Source organism: Krasilnikovia sp. MM14-A1259 (assembly GCF_047159535.1).
Classification (GTDB): domain Bacteria; phylum Actinomycetota; class Actinomycetes; order Mycobacteriales; family Micromonosporaceae; genus Actinoplanes.
Map to the genome: position 1 here is coordinate 4,343,987 of NZ_BAAGAJ010000002.1, position 16,567 is coordinate 4,360,553.

12 protein-coding genes are annotated in these 16,567 nt (G+C 73.6%); 6 read left to right on the forward strand and 6 right to left on the reverse strand.

Annotated elements, in window-relative coordinates; translation table 11 throughout:
- Nucleotides 1-40: 40 nt before the first annotated feature.
- Nucleotides 41-1,231 carry a CapA family protein gene (locus ACMCNK_RS19625; protein WP_412737852.1) on the reverse strand — a complete coding sequence of 397 codons (1,191 nt, stop codon included), beginning with the start codon at nucleotides 1,229-1,231 and terminating at the stop codon, nucleotides 41-43.
- A 222-nt stretch (nucleotides 1,232-1,453) separates the two neighbouring features.
- Here ACMCNK_RS19625 and ACMCNK_RS19630 point away from each other — a divergent pair, with 222 nt between their 5' ends.
- The 3 genes from ACMCNK_RS19630 to ACMCNK_RS19640 all read left to right on the forward strand — a co-directional run bounded on the left by ACMCNK_RS19630 (nucleotide 1,454) and on the right by ACMCNK_RS19640 (nucleotide 5,939).
- Entirely contained in the window at nucleotides 1,454-2,131 is a 678-nt protein-coding gene (locus tag ACMCNK_RS19630) for a Crp/Fnr family transcriptional regulator (protein ID WP_130509547.1), read from the forward strand.
- 323 nt (nucleotides 2,132-2,454) lie between these two features.
- Nucleotides 2,455-3,921, forward strand: a complete 1,467-nt coding sequence (locus tag ACMCNK_RS19635; protein ID WP_412737853.1) for a carboxyl transferase domain-containing protein — start codon at nucleotides 2,455-2,457, stop codon at nucleotides 3,919-3,921.
- Nucleotides 3,922-3,932: 11 nt separating this feature from the next.
- A complete protein-coding gene (locus ACMCNK_RS19640) occupies nucleotides 3,933-5,939 on the forward strand; it encodes a biotin carboxylase N-terminal domain-containing protein (protein WP_412737854.1) in 2,007 nt (668 codons plus the stop codon).
- 604 nt (nucleotides 5,940-6,543) lie between these two features.
- Here the strand turns inward: ACMCNK_RS19640 and ACMCNK_RS19645 are convergent.
- The 5 genes from ACMCNK_RS19645 to ACMCNK_RS19665 form a co-directional block, all read right to left on the reverse strand.
- The gene (locus tag ACMCNK_RS19645) at nucleotides 6,544-7,842 is read right to left on the reverse strand and encodes a protein kinase domain-containing protein (protein WP_412737855.1); all 1,299 of its coding nucleotides are present in this window, start codon (nucleotides 7,840-7,842) and stop codon (nucleotides 6,544-6,546) included.
- Nucleotides 7,843-7,873: 31 nt separating this feature from the next.
- Complete coding sequence (locus ACMCNK_RS19650) at nucleotides 7,874-11,518, reverse strand: adenylate/guanylate cyclase domain-containing protein (RefSeq protein ID WP_412737856.1); 3,645 nt, start codon at nucleotides 11,516-11,518, stop codon at nucleotides 7,874-7,876.
- Nucleotides 11,515-12,312: an MBL fold metallo-hydrolase gene (locus ACMCNK_RS19655; RefSeq protein ID WP_412737857.1), complete on the reverse strand. Its 798-nt coding sequence runs from the start codon at nucleotides 12,310-12,312 to the stop codon at nucleotides 11,515-11,517. The genes ACMCNK_RS19650 and ACMCNK_RS19655 overlap by 4 nt, the downstream gene beginning before the upstream one ends.
- 105 nt (nucleotides 12,313-12,417) lie before the next feature.
- Nucleotides 12,418-12,906, reverse strand: coding sequence for a RidA family protein (locus ACMCNK_RS19660; RefSeq protein WP_412737858.1), 489 nt, complete (start codon nucleotides 12,904-12,906; stop codon nucleotides 12,418-12,420).
- Nucleotides 12,903-13,055: a DUF4177 domain-containing protein gene (locus ACMCNK_RS19665; RefSeq protein ID WP_412737859.1), complete on the reverse strand. Its 153-nt coding sequence runs from the start codon at nucleotides 13,053-13,055 to the stop codon at nucleotides 12,903-12,905. Before ACMCNK_RS19665 ends, ACMCNK_RS19660 begins: the two co-directional genes overlap by 4 nt.
- A 119-nt stretch (nucleotides 13,056-13,174) precedes the next feature.
- On the opposite strand from ACMCNK_RS19665, the gene ACMCNK_RS19670 reads away from it, so the two are divergent.
- The 3 genes from ACMCNK_RS19670 to ACMCNK_RS19680 are packed head-to-tail and all read left to right on the forward strand — an operon-like array spanning nucleotide 13,175 to nucleotide 16,545.
- Nucleotides 13,175-14,287 carry a hypothetical protein gene (locus ACMCNK_RS19670; protein WP_412737860.1) on the forward strand — a complete coding sequence of 371 codons (1,113 nt, stop codon included), beginning with the start codon at nucleotides 13,175-13,177 and terminating at the stop codon, nucleotides 14,285-14,287.
- Nucleotides 14,288-14,341: 54 nt separating this feature from the next.
- The gene (locus ACMCNK_RS19675; protein WP_412737861.1) at nucleotides 14,342-15,301 is read left to right on the forward strand and encodes an ArsA-related P-loop ATPase; all 960 of its coding nucleotides are present in this window, start codon (nucleotides 14,342-14,344) and stop codon (nucleotides 15,299-15,301) included.
- A gap of 53 nt (nucleotides 15,302-15,354) precedes the next feature.
- Nucleotides 15,355-16,545 carry an ArsA family ATPase gene (locus ACMCNK_RS19680; RefSeq protein ID WP_412737862.1) on the forward strand — a complete coding sequence of 397 codons (1,191 nt, stop codon included), beginning with the start codon at nucleotides 15,355-15,357 and terminating at the stop codon, nucleotides 16,543-16,545.
- The last annotated feature ends 22 nt before the right edge of the window (nucleotides 16,546-16,567 follow it).

Here is a 16,567-nt window from a genome sequence, read left to right on the forward strand (position 1 = left end):
AGAGTACGTCGCGGCACCGACAGCTCTGGTGAACGTACTGTCACGCGGGCGGGGAGATCGAACCGTCGTCTCCGATCCGCGCGGCGGTGTCGCCGAAGTCGGCCGCGGAGAGCTGCGCGACCAGGCCGCGGCCGCGCTCGTTCGCGCTGTCGCGGGTGGGCACGCCCGCCCCGTTCAGGTACGTGGACAGAAATGTCCCGCCCGTGAACTTGCCGTCGGCACTGAGCGTGACGTGCAGGATGCCGCCGTACTTGAGCACCCCGGAGCTGGACAGCGTGTTGCCGCCCCCGGCGAAGTTGCCCAGGCTGTACGCGATCAGCTTGCCCTTGTAGAACTGCATGCCGCGCAGCACGTGCGGGCCGTGCCCGATGACCACGTCCGCCCCGGCGTCGATGACCGCGTGCGAGAACGCGATCGGATCGCCCCGGTTCTCCCCGAAGAACAGCTCGCTGCCCGGCTTGACGTGATTCCGGTCGGAGCCTTCGGCACCCATGTGCACCTGCACGACCACCAGGTCGGCCTTCTGCTTCGCGGCCTGGATCACCGTACGTGAGTGGTCGAGGTCGTTGAGGTTGTTCGCCCCCGCGTACGGGGAGAAGCCGACGACCGCGACCTTGACCCCCTTGACGTCGACCACCGTGATCTCGTCCTCGGCGCCGGTGTGCCGAAGCCCGGCCTGCTCCAGCGCCGAGACCGTGTTGCGGAACCCGGCCGGGCCGTAGTCCTTGGAGTGGTTGTTGGCGGTGTTGAGCAGCTCGAACCCGGCGTCCTTGAGGTGTTGCGCGTATTTCGGCGGCGAGCGGAACGCGAAGCAGTTGGGGCTCGGCGAGCCGCACTTGCTCGTGCCCGTGTCGTCGGTGAGCGGCTGTTCCAGATTGCCCATCACCAGGTCCGACTTGAGGCCCTCGGCGACGGAGTCGAAGAAGCCGGCGCCGTCGTTCGCGGGCAGCCGGTTCGGGGCGCTGCCCATGATGATGTCGCCGGTGGCGGACAGCGTGATCGCACCGCCGGTGGCCGGGCCTGCGGGCGCGGTGCTCGGTTTCGCCCGCTTGGTGCCCTTCGGCGAGGCCGGGGCGGCCGGCTGGTGCCACTGGGGGGCGCCGGTCGCGGAGTCGCGGTCGGCCAGCGCCACACCGCCGAGGCCCGCGCCGATCAGCGCGGCGACCACGATGGTGAGGGTGAGGATGGGACGGCCGAACAGGCCGCTCTGTGGCGGGGGGTGGGCATTCATCGACGGCGACGATACTGTCGGGAAGCAATCGCGACGACGTCCGTTCGGCCCTCGTCGGACGACGTCCGTCGGGCCCATGATCGGTCGCGGGGAGCGACGAAATACCGGTCGCCCGCCGGACCGGTTACGCTGCGGATCTAGATCAAGGGGTGCTCCCCTGTTTCCCGTACGCGTGCGCCTAGACTGATCGAGCGCAGGCGTGGCGCATTCGGAGGTGCGGCGATGGATGAGGTGCTGGCTCGCAGCGGGATCTTCCAGGGTGTGGACCCGGAGGCGGCTGAGGCGCTCGCCAAAGAGATGGACACGATCGAGGTCCGCAAGGGCGACATCGTCTTCAACGAGGGCGAGGCCGGCGACAGCCTGTACATCGTGCTCTCCGGCAAGATCAAGCTCGGCCGCCGGGCGGCCGACGGCCGGCAGAACCTGGTCTCGATCATGGGCCCGTCGGACATGCTGGGCGAGTTGTCGCTCTTCGACCCCGGCCCGCGTACGGCCACGGCCACCGCGGTGACGGACAGCCGGCTGGCCCGGCTCAAGAAGTCCTCGCTGCGCCCCTGGCTGAACAACCGGCCCGAGATCGCCGAGCAACTACTGCGCGTGCTCGCTCGGCGCCTACGCCGCACCAACGACGCCCTCGCCGACCTGATCTTCACGGACGTGCCGGGCCGGGTGGCGAAGAACCTGCTCCAGATGGCGGGCCGGTTCGGCACCCGCGACGGCGGCGTGCTGCGGGTGACCCACGACCTGACCCAGGAGGAGCTGGCGCAGCTCGTCGGCGCCTCCCGCGAGACGGTGAACAAGGCGCTGGCCGACTTCGCCTCCCGCGCCTGGCTGCGCCTCGACGGCAAGAGCGTGATCATCCTGGACCCGGAGCGGCTCGCCCGCCGCGCCCGCGTCTGACCGCCGCCGACCTGCAGATCCGCCGTTGAAGGGCCGCCCGTCCGGGCGGCCCTTCAACGTCTGCCCAGTTCCCGCGCCCACCGCGCGACCACGTCGTCGACGGCGACGCCACCTGCCCGTTTCACATTTTCCGGGGTGGCCCGTCCGGCGATTCCGGGCCTGCTCCGCGTGCTGCTGAGCGGGGGAGGAAGCAGCCCGCCCGAGATCCGTGTCGCACCCGGTCGGCCGCTCGTTACGGAGGTGGTCGAGAGGCAGCAGGACGGCGAGAGGGCGCGGGCTTTGAAGACGGTGGGGGGCGGCGCGGCACGCGGTGGGGTGGCGCCATGACCGTGCTGGACAGCGCGATCGACCCGCGCCACCCTGCATACCTGGAGAGCCGCAGCGCCATGCTGCAGCGGCTGGCCGAGCTGGAGTGCGCGCTGGAGGCGGCGCGTGCCGGGGGCGGCGAGAAGTCCGTGACCCGGCACCACGCCCGCGGCAAACTGCTGCCCCGCGAACGGGTCGAGATGCTGCTCGACCAGGACAGCCCGTTCCTGGAGCTGTCCCCCGTGGCGGCATGGGGCAGCGAGTTCGGCGTCGGCGCCAGCGTGGTCACCGGCATCGGCGTGGTCGAGGGCGTCGAGTGTGTCGTCGTCGCGAACGACCCGACCGTCGAGGGCGGCGCGGTCAACCCGTACACGGTCGAGAAGATCCGGCGGGCCGCCCGGATCGCCTCGGTGAACCGCCTGCCCCTGATCAACCTGGTCGAGTCGACCGGGGCCGCCGCGCCCGCCGGGCCGCCGCCGGGCGGCGCCATCGCCCGCGACCTCAGCCAGCTCACGGTGGACCGGGTGCCCACGGTCTGTGTCGTGTTCGGCGCCACGAACGGCGACGCCGCGTACCTCCCGGCGCTCTCCGACTACACGATCATGGTGCGCGGCCACGCGAAGGTGCTCACGATCCACCCGCAGCCCGCCCGCGCGGCCGGGCCGAACGGCCGCCCCGCCCCCGAGGTGCGCAGCACGCCGACCGTGCCCGCCGGGGTGACCGGTCCAGCCGACCAGCTCGCCGAGGACGAACGCGACGGGCTGCGCCTGGCCCGCCAGTGCGTACGCCGGTTCAACTGGCGCAAACGGGGCCCCGGGCCGCGGACCGCGCCGCCGCTGCCGCCCCGGCACGATCCCGAGGACCTGCTGACCATGGCGGCGGCCGACCCGGCCGCCGCTTTCGAGCCGCGTGAGGTACTGGCCCGGATCCTCGACGACAGCGACTTCGACGAGTTCAAGCCGACCCAGGGCACCGCGCTGGTGACCGGCTGGGGGGAACTGCACGGCTATCCGGTCGGGGTGGTGGCCAACCTGGGGCAGGCGTTCTCGCCCGCGGAAACCCAGAAGGCGGTGCATTTCATCCAGATCGCCAACGCGACCGCCACCTCGCTGCTGTTCCTGCAGTACACCGGCGCCGCCCCCGCGGCCGAGCCGAACGAGGCGGCCGACGTGCGCCACGGCGCCCCCCTGGTACACGCCGTGGCGAAGTCCACCGTCCCGCACCTGACCTTGATGATCGGCGGTACTCCCGCCGCCGAGGCGGGCGGGATCTACGGCCGGGCGTACGAGCCCCGGTTCCTGTTCAGCTGGCCGGTCGAACGGTCCGGCGAGGCGTCCGGGCCCACCCCGTACCCGGTCGGGAAGCTTCCGGACGACGGCGTCATCGACCCCCGCGACACCCGTACGGTGCTCGGCCTCTGCCTCTCGGCCGTGCACAGCGCGGCTGTCGAGGGTGCCGAGCACGTGGGTGTCTTCCGACCCTGAAAGGCGAAGCTGTGATCCGACGTCTTCTGGTGGCCAGCCCGGGCGAGATCGCCCGCCGGGTCTTCGCCACCTGCCGCCTGGTCGGTATCGAGACGGTCGCCGTCTACACCGACGCCGACTCCGACGCCCCGTACGTCGCCGAGGCGGACTACGCGGTCCACCTGCCCGGCACTACGCCGTCGTCGACGTACCAGCGCGGAGACGTGCTCATCGCCGCCGCCCAGCGCTCCGGCGCGAACGCCCTCTACCCGGGCAACGGCACGCTCGCCGAGGATCCGGCGTTCGCGGCAGCCGTGGCCGAGGCGGGCATGATCTGGGTGGGTGCGCCCGCGAAGACGCTCGCCGTGCTGCACAGCAAGATCGAGACGAAGAAGATCGTGGCCGAGGCGGGAGTGCCGGTCCTGCCGTCCGAGACGGACCCGGCGGCGGTCACCCAGTTCCCCGTGCTCATCAAGCCGACCGCGGCCGACGGCGGGCGGGGCATGCGGGTGCTGCGCGACCCGGTGACCCTGGCCGAGGCGGTGGCCGCGGCCCGCCAGGAGGCGGGCGGGGAGGTCTTCTGCGAACCGTATGTGGAGGACGCCCGGCACATCGAGATCCCGGTCTTCGCGGACGTGCACGGGGCCGTGGTGCCGTTCGGCGAGCGGGAATGTTCCGTGCAGCGCCGCTACCAGAACATCGTCGAGGAGACCCCGTCGCCCGCGGTCGACCCCGCGCTGCGTGAGGAACTGTGCCGCGCCGCGATCATCGCGGTCCGGGCCATCGGGTACGTCGGTGCGGGCAGCGTCGAGTTCCTGCTCGACTCCGAGGGCGGGTTCTGGTTCCTGGAGCTGACGCCCAGCCTGCAGGTGCAGCACGCGGTCACCGAGTGCGTCTCCGGGTACGACCTGGTCCGGCTGCAACTGCTGGTCTCCGAGGGCGGCAACCTGCCGATGCCGGGGCCGCCACCGATCCGCGGCCACGCCATCGAGGTGCGCATCTGCGCGGAGGACCCGGCGTACGCGTGGCTGCCCGCGACCGGCACGCTGCACCGCTTCGCGGTGCCGGACGTGGCGGGTTCGTTCCGTCCGCTGTCGCAGCCCGGCCTGCGCCTGGATTCCGGGGTGGCCGACGGCTCGGTGGTCGGGGTGCACCGCGACTCGATGCTGGCCAAGCTGGTCGCGTGGGCGCCGACCCGGCAGGAGGCGGCCCGGATGCTGGCGTCCGCGCTGACCCGTTCCCGGTTGCACGGCGTCGTGTCGAACCGGGACCTGCTCGTACGGGTGCTGCGGCACCAGGCGTTCCGGGCCGGGGACACCGACACCGGCTTCCTGGACCGGCACCCCGAGGTCTTCGCCCCGCTGCTGTCCAGCGTGGACGCCGTACGTGTGTCCTGCCTGGCCGCGACGCTGGCCGGCGCGGCGGCCCGGCGCGCGAGCGCCACCGTGCTGGCCTCGCTGCCCTCGGGCTGGCGCAACGTCCCCTCCGGCTCGCAGACCGCGGTGTACGACGGCCCGGCCGGCCCGGTCGAGGTCGGCTACCGGATGAACCGGCAGGGCGACCTGGCCGGCTGGTGGGTGCGTGCCGTGGACCCCGAGGAACTGGATCTGGCCGGCCTCGGTCAGGCCCCGACGATCGACGACCACCCGCCGACCGCGGTGGTGCACGCCGACGGCACCCGGGTGATCCTGGACGTCAGCGGCATCCGGCTCACGTTCGGTGTGCACCGCGTCGGCGACGTGTCGTACGTGGACAGCCCCGAAGGCTCGGTCACCTTGCGTGAGTTGTCCCGGTTCCCGCTGCCCGCGCTGGACACCGCGGAAGGCTCGCTGATCGCCCCGCTGCCCGGCGCGGTCCGCCGCGTCCTGGTGGTACCCGGCCAGCGGGTCCGCGCCGGTGAGCTGCTGCTCACGCTGGAGGCGATGAAGCTGGAGCATCCGGTGCACGCACCGTCCGCCGGGGTGGTCGCCTCGCTGCCGGTCCAGCCGGGCGCGGAGGTCGACACCGGCGAGCTGCTGGCGGTCCTCGACCCGGAATAGCACCCGGCACCGACAACCCGGTGTGAACATCGCCCCGCTGCCGGACGCAAACGTACGGGTACCCGCCGTCATCGGCTACGAGACGTATGTGACCGCGGAGTACAGCGCCGCGCCCTGATCGGGGCTGGGTGCAGGTGCGAGACGCAACGGGCCCGGCTCTCGGTGTTCTGAGCCGGGCCCTTCTAGGTCTGATCCATTTCCGACATCACGCTGAGCAGGCGCTCGGCCGTCGGCACTCGACGGTCGGCGCTCGACGGTCGGCGCTCGGCGCTCGGCGATCTCGGCGCTCGGCGATCTCGACGCTCGGCGATCTCGGTGTGGCCGATGTACCGGCCGTACTCCTCGATCAGGTCGCAGACCGCGGTCGGCGATCCGCGATCCGCGGCCTCTGTCCCCGATCCATCCACGACATCAGAGCTATAGGGGCTGAACAGAGAAGCCGCGCTCCCTCCACCTCAACCCGCATCCCGCAACTCCGCCGGCCGCGTCAACCTCCGCCGACCCCTCGCAGGGCGGTCCGTGTCCGGCGCCACGCTTTGCCGCCGATGCCGGGGCCGCGGGCCGCGTCACGCGACCGTCCGCGGCGGCGGAGAACTCCCACCGCCTACGGCAGCACACCCGCCGGGTCGACAACCCGCGACTCGGCGCCCGCCATCTGGCCGCGCAGAGTCACCAGCGAGGCGTCCGCCGTGGGCCCCTCCGGCAAGATCTGGTCACGCGACGTCACCAGCCGGTCGTGCACCGACAGGCGGTCCGCGGCGGACGGACGGCCGGTCAGGGCGCGCACGGCAGGAAAGGCGCGTACCGCCGGGACCGCGCGCACCGCCGGGCGCGGGGGCAACGCCAGCCCGCCCACCGGCGCCATCAGCAGCAGGAACACGCCGAAGCCGCCGAAGAGCCACCGGCGTTTGGCCCGCTTGGCCCCTTCGGTGTGCACGGTCGGGGTCTCGTCGGGCAGGTCCCGGGTCGGTGACGCCGGCGGGACCGGCCGGGGCTGTCCGCCCGGTGCGGGCCGGGGCGGCATGAACCCACCGGACCAGTACAGGTGGGGCGACGCCGAGGCGTGCGGCGAGCCCTGGTCGAGGTGCAGGCGGATCAGCAGGTCGCGCAGCTGCTCAGCGGTGGGCCGGGCCCGGGGGTCGCTGGCCATTCCGGCCCGCAGCACATCGGTGAGCGTCCGCGGCACCCCGGGGAGATCCGGGATCGGCTTGTCGAACAGCTCCATCAGCGTGATCAGGCTGGGGCTGCGGTCGGAGTCCCAGCGCGGCGGACGCCCGCGCATCATCGCGTACAGGCTGGCGCACAGTGCGTACACGTCGACCGCGCCGGACGGCGTGTCCTGGCGGAACATCTCGGGCGGGGCGTACGCGGGGGTGAGCACCTCCAGCGTGACCGACGAGTCGCGCATCTCACCCAGCACAGCGAGCCCGAAGTCGGCGAGCACGGCCGGATTGAAATGCGAGTACAGGATGTTGGCGGGCTTGACGTCGCGGTGCAGCACGCCGTTGGCGTGCGAGTGCACGAGCGCGTCGGCGATCTTCACCCCGACGTCGCGGGCCTCGGCCGGGCCGAGCGGGGAGACCCGCATCCGGTCCAGGTATGAGCCGTCGCACAGCTCCATGATCAGGTACGGGTGCTGGTCGACCGTCACGCCGACGTCGAACAGGTCCACCACGTGCGGGTGCGACGACATCCGCCCCGCCGCCCTGGCCTCGCGCAGGAATCGCGCCTGGTCACGGTGGTTGTCCAGGGTGCGGTTCTCCATCTTGATGGCGACCTCGCGGCCCACGGAATCCTGCGTCGCCCGGTACACCGTCGCGTAACCGCCGCGGGCCATGACCGACAAGCCGGACATGCCTGGCACGTACGGCGTGGGCAGGGCGCCAGGCGGGATCTCCGTCACGGTAAAGAAAATACGCCAGCGGGTGCCGGGATCATCCGGGCACGTCAGACGCGTACGCGACAGAAGCCGGCGGGTCCATCATGGACAGCCCGATCGTGTCCCGCAACGCCTCGGCCTTGCCGCGCTCGCTCACCTGTTCCGTCGAGTACGCCAGCCGCACCGCCTCCTCCGCCGCCTGCCGCGCCTCCTCGCCCCGGTCGGCCGCCGCCAGCACCCGGGCCGCCACCATCGCGGCGACCACCTTGCTGCGCACGTCCTCCGCCGGGACCTGGATGGCCCGCTCCACCCACGTCAGCGCCTCCCCCACCCGGCCCTGCGCGAGCAGCGCCGACGCGTACGAGGAGAGCGCCTGCCGCCGCGAGAACAGCAGCGACGGCCGGCCCATGTCACTCGCGATCGGCGCGAGCAGGCCCACCGCGGTAGCCGCGTCACCGCTGCGCAGGCGTGCCTCGGCCAGCAGCACCCGCGGCCCCACCTGGGCGGGCGCGAGCGGGTTGTGCGGCTCCACCGCGGCCATCACCCGGTGTGCGTCCGCCTCGGCGCTCGCCACGTCCCCGCGCTGCAACGCCACGAAACCGCGCAACGTCAGCGCCATGCCCAGCAACAGCGGGTGACCGGTCCGGTGGGCGTACCCGAGGGCGTCGGTGAGCAGGTCCGTGGCGTGCTCCGGCTCGCCCAGGCCGCGCGCGATCGCGCCGCGCACCACCAGCGCCAGCCCGCGCCCCCAGTCGTCGGACATCGCCTCGAAGTCCCGGTACGCCCGGCGCGCCTCCCGGTCCGCCTCGGCCAGCTCGCCCAGCTCGACCGACGCGTACGCCTCGACCGCGCGCAGCGTACCCACCGCCCAGCCCTCACCGACCCGGTCGCCGAACGGCAGGAAGATCCGAGCCAGCCGCCGCGACTCGTGCAGCCGCCCCGCGAGCAGCCGCGCGAACGCCGCCGTGCCCCGCAGCCACGCCCGCCCGGTCGCGTCGCCCAGTTCCGCGAACAGCCGGGCCGCACGCCCGAGCACCGCGTCCGTTCCCGCGAAGTCGCCGCGGGTCGTGGTCACCCAGGCCAGGTTCTGCAACGCCCACGCCTGCCCGTGCCGGTCCCCCGCCGCCAGCGTCACCTGGTACGCGGCCGCGAACCGGCTGCTGGCCTGGCTGAGCCGCCCGGCCAGGAAGTCGGCCATGCCGAGGCGGCGCATCGCGTTGGCGCGTTCCGGGGCGAGCTGCGCCTCGGTCGCCACGTCGAGCGCTTCCTGCCAGGAGGCCACCGCGAGCGCCGAGTCGCCCTGGGCCTCGTGCGCCCGCCCGACCACCAACAACGCCTCGGCTCGCGACACCGGATCGTCGTCCGCCCCCTTGGCGATCTTTTCGCCGAACGCCAGGGCCTCCTCGGCGCGGCCCAGCCGCAGCAGCGCCCGGGCGTGCACGAGCTGATCGGCCAGCGGCAGGCCGTCCGGGGCGATCGCGGTGGCCCGCTCCGCGTACTCGATCGCGGCGGCCGGCTCGATGTTGGCCAGCGCGCGCCGGGCGAGCCGGCCCAGTGCGGCCACGCCGAGCGGCGCGACCCGGCGGACCGCGGCGTCCGGGCGCAGCCGCACCTCGTCGGCGAGCGCCAGCGCGCATTCGGCGTGGGTGGCGACGAACGCGTCCCGCTCCTGATCGGTCAGGCTCAGCCGGTCCGCTCCGTCGTACCCGAGCTGGGTGAACGTCTCCGGTGCCGCCCACCGGGCCAGGTGCGCGTGCCGTTCCGCGAGGTCGGCCTTGCTGATTCCGTTGTACGCAGCCTCCCGCATCAGCGGGGTGGCGAACGCGAAGCCGCCCCGCACCCGGTGCAGCATGCGGCGCTGCAGCAGCTCGTCCACCGCGCGGTCCAGCTCGACCGTGGTCACCGCGCCCGGCCGGGTGTCACCGGGCATGCGCCGCTCCCGCAACGCCTCGATCACCCCGGTGGGCACCTGGTCGCCGACCACCGCCGCGTCCCGCAGCACCGAACGCGGCTCCACGGGGAGCGCGTCGATGCGGGCCGCCAGCACCGCCGCGAGGTCGCGGGAGAGCAGCTTGCTGTCCAGCGACCCGGCCGCCAGCTGCCACCGGCCGGACGCGTCGGCGCCCACCGCCGGGGTCAGCGCGCCCCGTTCCAGCAGCAGTGTGACCAGCTCGGCCAGATAGAACGCGTTGCCCTGGGCGGTGGCCAGCAGCCGATCGACATCCGGCTGCGACAGCCGCCCCCCGGCCAGGTACGCGGTGAGCAGGCGCGCCGCGTCCGCCCCGCGCAGCGGCGGCAGCGTGTGCACCTCGGCGTCGGCGAGCCGGGTCAGCGCCCCGGCCGTACGTACCAGCTCGGGGCGGCCGAGCAGCAGCACCACGACGGGGCCGTCCAACCGCGACAGCGTGCTGCCGAGCGCGTCGGTCGTCTCCGCGGTGGCGTCGTGCAGATCGTCCACGATCACCACCAGCGGGGCCTCCCGGGCCAGCGCGGTGAGCAGGTCCGCGACCGCTTGCGGCATGGCTTCCGCGTCAGGCGGTCCGCTGCTGGGCTGCCACTGCACGACCCCGGCCGGGCCGACCGGGGCGGCCGGGGGTTCGCCGTACCCGAGCAGCGCCAGCAGGCGGTCGATGTCGATGCCGGGGGCCTCGCCGCCGCGGCCGAGCCGGTGCACCAGTTTGCGCAGCCGCTCCTCGACCACCGGCCGGTTCATCGTGGTGGCCACGTCCCGGGGCAGGCCGGCGGACTTGCGGACCAGGTCGGCCAGCGGCGCGAACCGGCGCCGCTCCCCGAACGCGCGGCAGCGCACCCGCAGCACCCGGGCCCCGGTGTGCCCGGCGAACCGCCCCGCCCCCACGTCGTAGCCGGTGGCGAGCCGTTTCACCTCGGACGCGAAGCGGGTCTTGCCGATCCCGGCCTCCGCGGTCATGACGAGTACCCGCGGGGTGCCGGAGTCGATGGCCTCGCCGAGGCGCCCGGCGACCCGGCCCAGTTCGGTCTCGCGCCCCACGAACGGCGCCTCGTCGCCCAGCCCGGAGCGGGTGCCCGGGGCGTCGTGCAGCCCCAGCAGCTCGTACGTCGGCACCGGCTCCCGCTTGCCCTTGAGGCGCAGCGGCCGCAGCTGGCGCCACGACGCCACGTGCCGCGTCCCCAGCGTGGTACGGCTGCCCGCGTACACCGCGCCGACCGCGGCGGCGTCGGCCAGCCGCGCGGCGGTGTTGACCGTGTCACCGATGACGGTGTACTCCAGGGCGGCCTGGATGCCCGCGACCACCTCGCCGGTGTTCAGCCCGACCCGCAGTCCCAGGGGCGCGCCGCCGCCGCGTTCGTCGTCGAGCACCCGGCGCACCGCGCGTTGCATGCTCAGCGCGGCCCGGACCGCCCGCTCGGCGTCGTCCTCGTGCGCCACCGGCGCCCCGAAGACCGCCATGATCCCGTCGCCGGTGAGCTTGTCGACGTGCCCGCCGAACGTCTTCACCGCGCCGGCGAGCGCGGCGAGCACCCGGTCGGTGACCGCGCCGACCCGTTCCGGGTCGAGGTCCTCGGACCAGGAGGTGAAGTCGGAGAGGTCGCCGAACAGCACGGTGACGATGCGCCGCTCGGCGGCGGGCAGGGTGGCGGCAGCGGGCAGCGCCGCACCGCAGTTGTGGCAGAAGCGGCCGCCCGGCACGGGGACGGTTCCACAGACCGGACAGGTCACAGCGGGTCCAACTGTTCCGGTGGCTTCTGTGATTCCCGCCGCAAGTAGTCGAGCTGCGCGCGGGCGGACGCCTCGGCCGCGAACCGGATGGCCGGGTCGATGTCGGGATACACCGCGTCGACCAGCGCGCCCGGGGTGTCGGCCCCCGCGACCATCGCGGCCTTGACCTGGGCGAGCCGGTCACGGCGGTGGGCCAGGTAGGCCCGTGCGACCGCGGCGCAGTCGCCCAGCGCCGGGCCGTGCCCCGGCAGCAGCAGGCTTTCGTACGCGGTCAGCCGCGTCAGGCTGTCCAGGTATGAACTCAGGTCCCCGTCCGGGTGAGCGACGACCGCGGTGCCCCGCCCGAGGATGGTGTCCCCGGAGAACACCGCGTCAGCGGTCCGGAAGCAGACCGAGTCACGGGTGTGCCCGGGGGTGGGCAGCACCTCGATCTCCAGGCCCGCCAGAACGAGCGTGCCCGCGGTCAGTGGTGGCGCACCCACGCAGTGCGCCGGGTCGGCGGCACGCACCGGCGCGCCGCCGAGCAGCGCGGAGAGCCGCGCCGCACCCTCGACGTGATCGTGGTGACCGTGAGTGATGAGGATCGTGCTCACCGGCTGGTGAGCGGCGATCGCGGCGAGGTGCCCGGCGTCGTCCGGCCCCGGGTCGATGACCACGGCCGCGGTCGCGCCGGACGGGCGCAGCACCCACGTATTCGTCCCGTCGAGGGTCATCGGCCCCGGGTTGGGGGCGCGGACCAGCGTCACCCCGTCCGGCAACCGGTCGACCAGTGCGACACCCCGCATGCAGGGCATCGTACGTCGCCCGCGCCGACCCGGCCGAGCCCCGAAATCGGGCCGCACTCCGGCCGCAACCGGCGGGCCTGAGGAACGCGCCTCCGGCCCGCCCGTACCGGCCGGTCAGGCGATCTCGGCGATCACTTCGACCTCGACCGGGGCACCCAGCGGCAGCTCGGCCACGCCGACCGCGCTGCGGGCGTGCCGCCCGATCTCGCCCAGCACCGTGCCGAACAGCTCCGAGGCGCCGTTGACCACCGCGGGCTGGCCGGTGAACCCGGGCGCGGACGCCACGAACCCGGTCAGCTTGACGATCTTCACGAGGCGGCCCAGGCCGACCAGTGCCTCGATCGCGGCCAGGGCGTTGAGCCCACAGATCCGGGCCAGCTCGGCACCCTGCTCCGGGGTCACGTCGGCGCCGACCTTGCCGACCGCCTGCAGCTTGCCCTCGACCATCGGCAGCTGGCCGGAGACGTACACGTGGTTTCCGGACTGCACCGCCGGGACGTAGGACGCCAGCGGCGGGACCACCTCGGGCAGGGTGAGCCCCAGTTCGCTGAGCCGCCCGTACACGTCCACGGCGCCGCCGCCGCTGACCGGCGGCGTACTCACTTCGCCCGCTTCATGTAGGCGATGAGCTGCTCCGGGTTGGGCCCCGGAACGACCTGAACGAGCTCCCAGCCGTCCTCGCCCCAGTTGTCGAGGATCTGCTTGGTCGCGTGGACCAGCAGCGGCACGGTCACGTACTCCCACTTCTGCATTACCTGCCAGCTCCCTACTCGCCGGCCGCGACGCGGCCACGGCGTCAGCTTAGGGCTCCCGGCCCGGGCATTTTGGTTAGGCTGAGCGACAGCTCACATCCGGCAGGGCAGGGGACACGATGACACAGGAGCCCCGCGACGATTCCGCGGCGCAGGACGCCCATCCGGGGCATCCCGAGCCCGCTCCGCCGCCGCTGCCCGAGCCGGAGCCGCCGCAGCCGATCCCGCTGCCGGAGCCGGTCCCGCCGCCGCAGCCGCCGCACCCGGCGAGCATCCCCACGGACGACACCACCACGGTCCTGACCCCGGAACCGCCCACGTGGCCCCCGCGGGGACCGGGCCGACCCCCCACGGTGTCGATCGCGGCCGCCGAGGCCGCCGCCGGGGAACCCGGCCCCGCCGCGCCGCCGTCCGGGGCGACCGGTGCGGTGCCTGCGTCGCCCCCGCCTGCGGCCAGGCCTGCCGACGGTGCGGACTTCATCGACGCGCTGCCCGCCCGTTCGCAGCGGGAGTGGCCGCCGCTCGGCGCGTTTCCCGGCGAGCCGGGGAATCCGGACTCCCCGACCGGGATCATCGCGGGCGCGGCCGGGACGGGCGCCGACGAGCCGACCAGCACGTCGCCGATCGCCCCGGACGCCGACGTCACGGAGCAGTTCCAGCCCGTCTCCCAGCAACAGACGGTCGCCTGGCAGCAGCCGCCCGCACCGGGACAGGCACCGCCGTTCGAGCCGGGCGCCGAGGAGCAGCCGACGGAGCTGATCGGTACGGGTGTGCCGGGTCACCGGCGGAGTCGGCGTACCGGGCTGTGGGTGTCCGCGGCCCTGGTCCTGACGCTGGCGTTCTGTGGCGGCGGCGCGGTGTCGGCGTACCTGTTGTTGCGCAACGCCGACCGGGCCAAGGGCGCGCCCGACCCGGCGACCGCGGTCGACCGTTTCCTGACCGCGGTGTACACGGAGCAGAACGCGTCCACGGCCGACGGCCTGGTCTGCCGTGAGGCACGCAACTCCAAGCGCCTGGCCGCCCGGGTCGAGCAGATCAAGGGCTACTCGGCCCAGTACGCCTCCCCGACGTTCACGTGGAGCGAGCCGGCGATCGCGGCGCACAACGACGAGCTGGCGACCGTGTCGGTGCAACTGACCATGTCGACCGCGGACGAGAAGACGGCGCAGCAAGGGCTCACGTTCACGGTGGTGCACAAGACCGGCTGGCTGGTCTGCGACGTCCGCGGCTGACCGCCACCCGCGGCGCCTGACCGTCCCTTGAACTGCCTGACCTACTGTGAGGTCGTGGGTGGGATCGAGCGGACCGGCCGCTGGCCGGCGCGGCTGCATGTGGTGACGGGCAAGGGCGGCGCGGGTAAGACGAGCGTGGCCGCGGCGCTGGCGCTGGCGCTGGCCTCCGGTGGTCGGCGCACGCTGCTGGTGGAGGTGGAAGGCCGGCAGGGCATCGCGCAGCTGTTCGGCACGGACCCGCTGCCGTACGAGGAACGGCACATCGCCTCCGTGCCCGGCGCCGGGGAGGTCCGGGCGCTCGCGGTGGACGCCGAAGAGGCGCTGCTGGAGTACCTCGACATGTTCTACCGGCTGGGCGCTGCGGGCCGGGCGCTGCGCAAGGTGGGCGCGATCGACTTCGCCACCACGATCGCCCCGGGCCTGCGCGACGTCCTGCTCACCGGCAAGGTGAAGGAGGCCACCACCCGTTCGGTGGACGGCCGCCGGGCGTACGACGCGGTGGTGCTGGACGCGCCGCCCACGGGCCGGATCGGCCGGTTCCTGAACGTGACCGCGGAAACCGCCCGGCTGGCCAAGATGGGGCCGATCAAGACCCAGAGCGAGGGCGTCGCGTCGCTGCTGCGTTCCGCGATGACCTCGGTGCACGTGGTCACCCTGCTGGAGGAGATGCCGGTGCAGGAGAGCCTCGACGCGATCGCGGAGCTGACGGCCCTGCACATCCCGGTGGGCCGGATCATCGTGAACGGGGCCCGCCCACCGCTGCTGACCGGCGGCAAGGTGACGAAGGCGGAGTTGCGGCGCGGCCTCGCCGCGGCGGGGCTGCCGGCCGACCCGGCGACCGTGAACGGGCTGCACGCCGAGGCGAAGGCCCACCTGACCCGGCGCGAGCTGGAGGAGTCGCTGCGCGCCGACCTGGTCGAGGCGGGCCGCCCGATGGTGGAGCTGCCGCTGCTGGAGCAGGGCGTGGACCGGGCGGGTCTGGACGAGCTGGCCGAGCGCCTGCTGACCGCCTGAGCCGGGGGCGTTCGGTGTTCGACCCGCCACAGCGCGCAGCGCGGGGAAAGGCGATGGGGGCGGCGACTCAGTACGCTCGAAGGGTGGCCGCCGCTGACCTGACCGCCCCGCACCTGGACGTGCCCCGGCTGGACGTCGACGGCCTGCTCGCCGACCCGGCCATCAGGATCGTGGTGTGCTGCGGCTCCGGCGGGGTCGGTAAGACCACGACCGCGGCCGCCCTGGGGTTGCGGGCCGCGGAGCGGCACGGCCGCCGTACGGTCGTGCTGACCATCGACCCGGCCCGGCGCCTGGCGCAGTCCATGGGGCTGACCGAGCTGGACAACACGCCGCGGCAGGTCAAGGGCATCGACACGGATGCCTCCGGCGGCGAGCTGCACGCCATGATGCTCGACATGAAGCGCACGTTCGACGAGGTCGTGCAGGCGCACACCACCCCGCAGCGGGCGGCGGAGATCTTCGCAAACCCGTTCTACCAGGCCATGAGCTCGACGTTCTCCGGGACGCAGGAGTACATGGCGATGGAGAAGCTGGGCCAGTTGCGGGCGCGTGACGAGTGGGACCTGATCGTGGTGGACACCCCGCCGTCGCGTTCGGCGCTGGACTTCCTGGACGCCCCGGCCCGGCTGTCCCGGTTCCTCGACGGGCGGATGCTGCGCCTGCTGCTGGCCCCGGCGCGTGGCGGCCGGAGCGTGTTCACGCTGATGACCGCGTCGTTCGGGTTGTTCACCCGGGCGGTGCAGAAGGTGCTCGGCGCGCAGCTTTTGACTGACTTGTCCGGTTTCGTAGCGGCGCTGGATTCGATGTTCGGCGGTTTCCGGCACCGCGCGGACGAGACGTACCGGATCCTGCAGGATCCGCAGACCGCGTTCCTGCTGGTCGCGGCGCCGGAGCGGGACGCGGTCCGGGAGGCCGCGTATTTCGCGGAGCGGCTGGTCGCGGAGCAGATGCCGCTGGCGGGTCTGGTACTCAACCGCACGCACCGGGCCGAGCTGACCACGGTGCCGGCCGTGGCGGCGGAGGCCGCCGCGGAGGCCCTGGAGGCCGCCGGTGACCAGCGGGTGACTGCGGACGCGTTGCGGGTGCACGCCCGGCTGCTGCGGCAGATCGGGCGGGAGGCGCAGGTCACGGCCGAGTTCACGGGTTCGTTCCCGGCGGTGCCGGCGGTGACCGTGACCGCGCAGCCCGCCGACGTGCACGACGTCGACGGGCTGCGGACGATCGGCGCCGCCCTCACCGAGTGATCGGCCCGGGCGTGGACCGGCG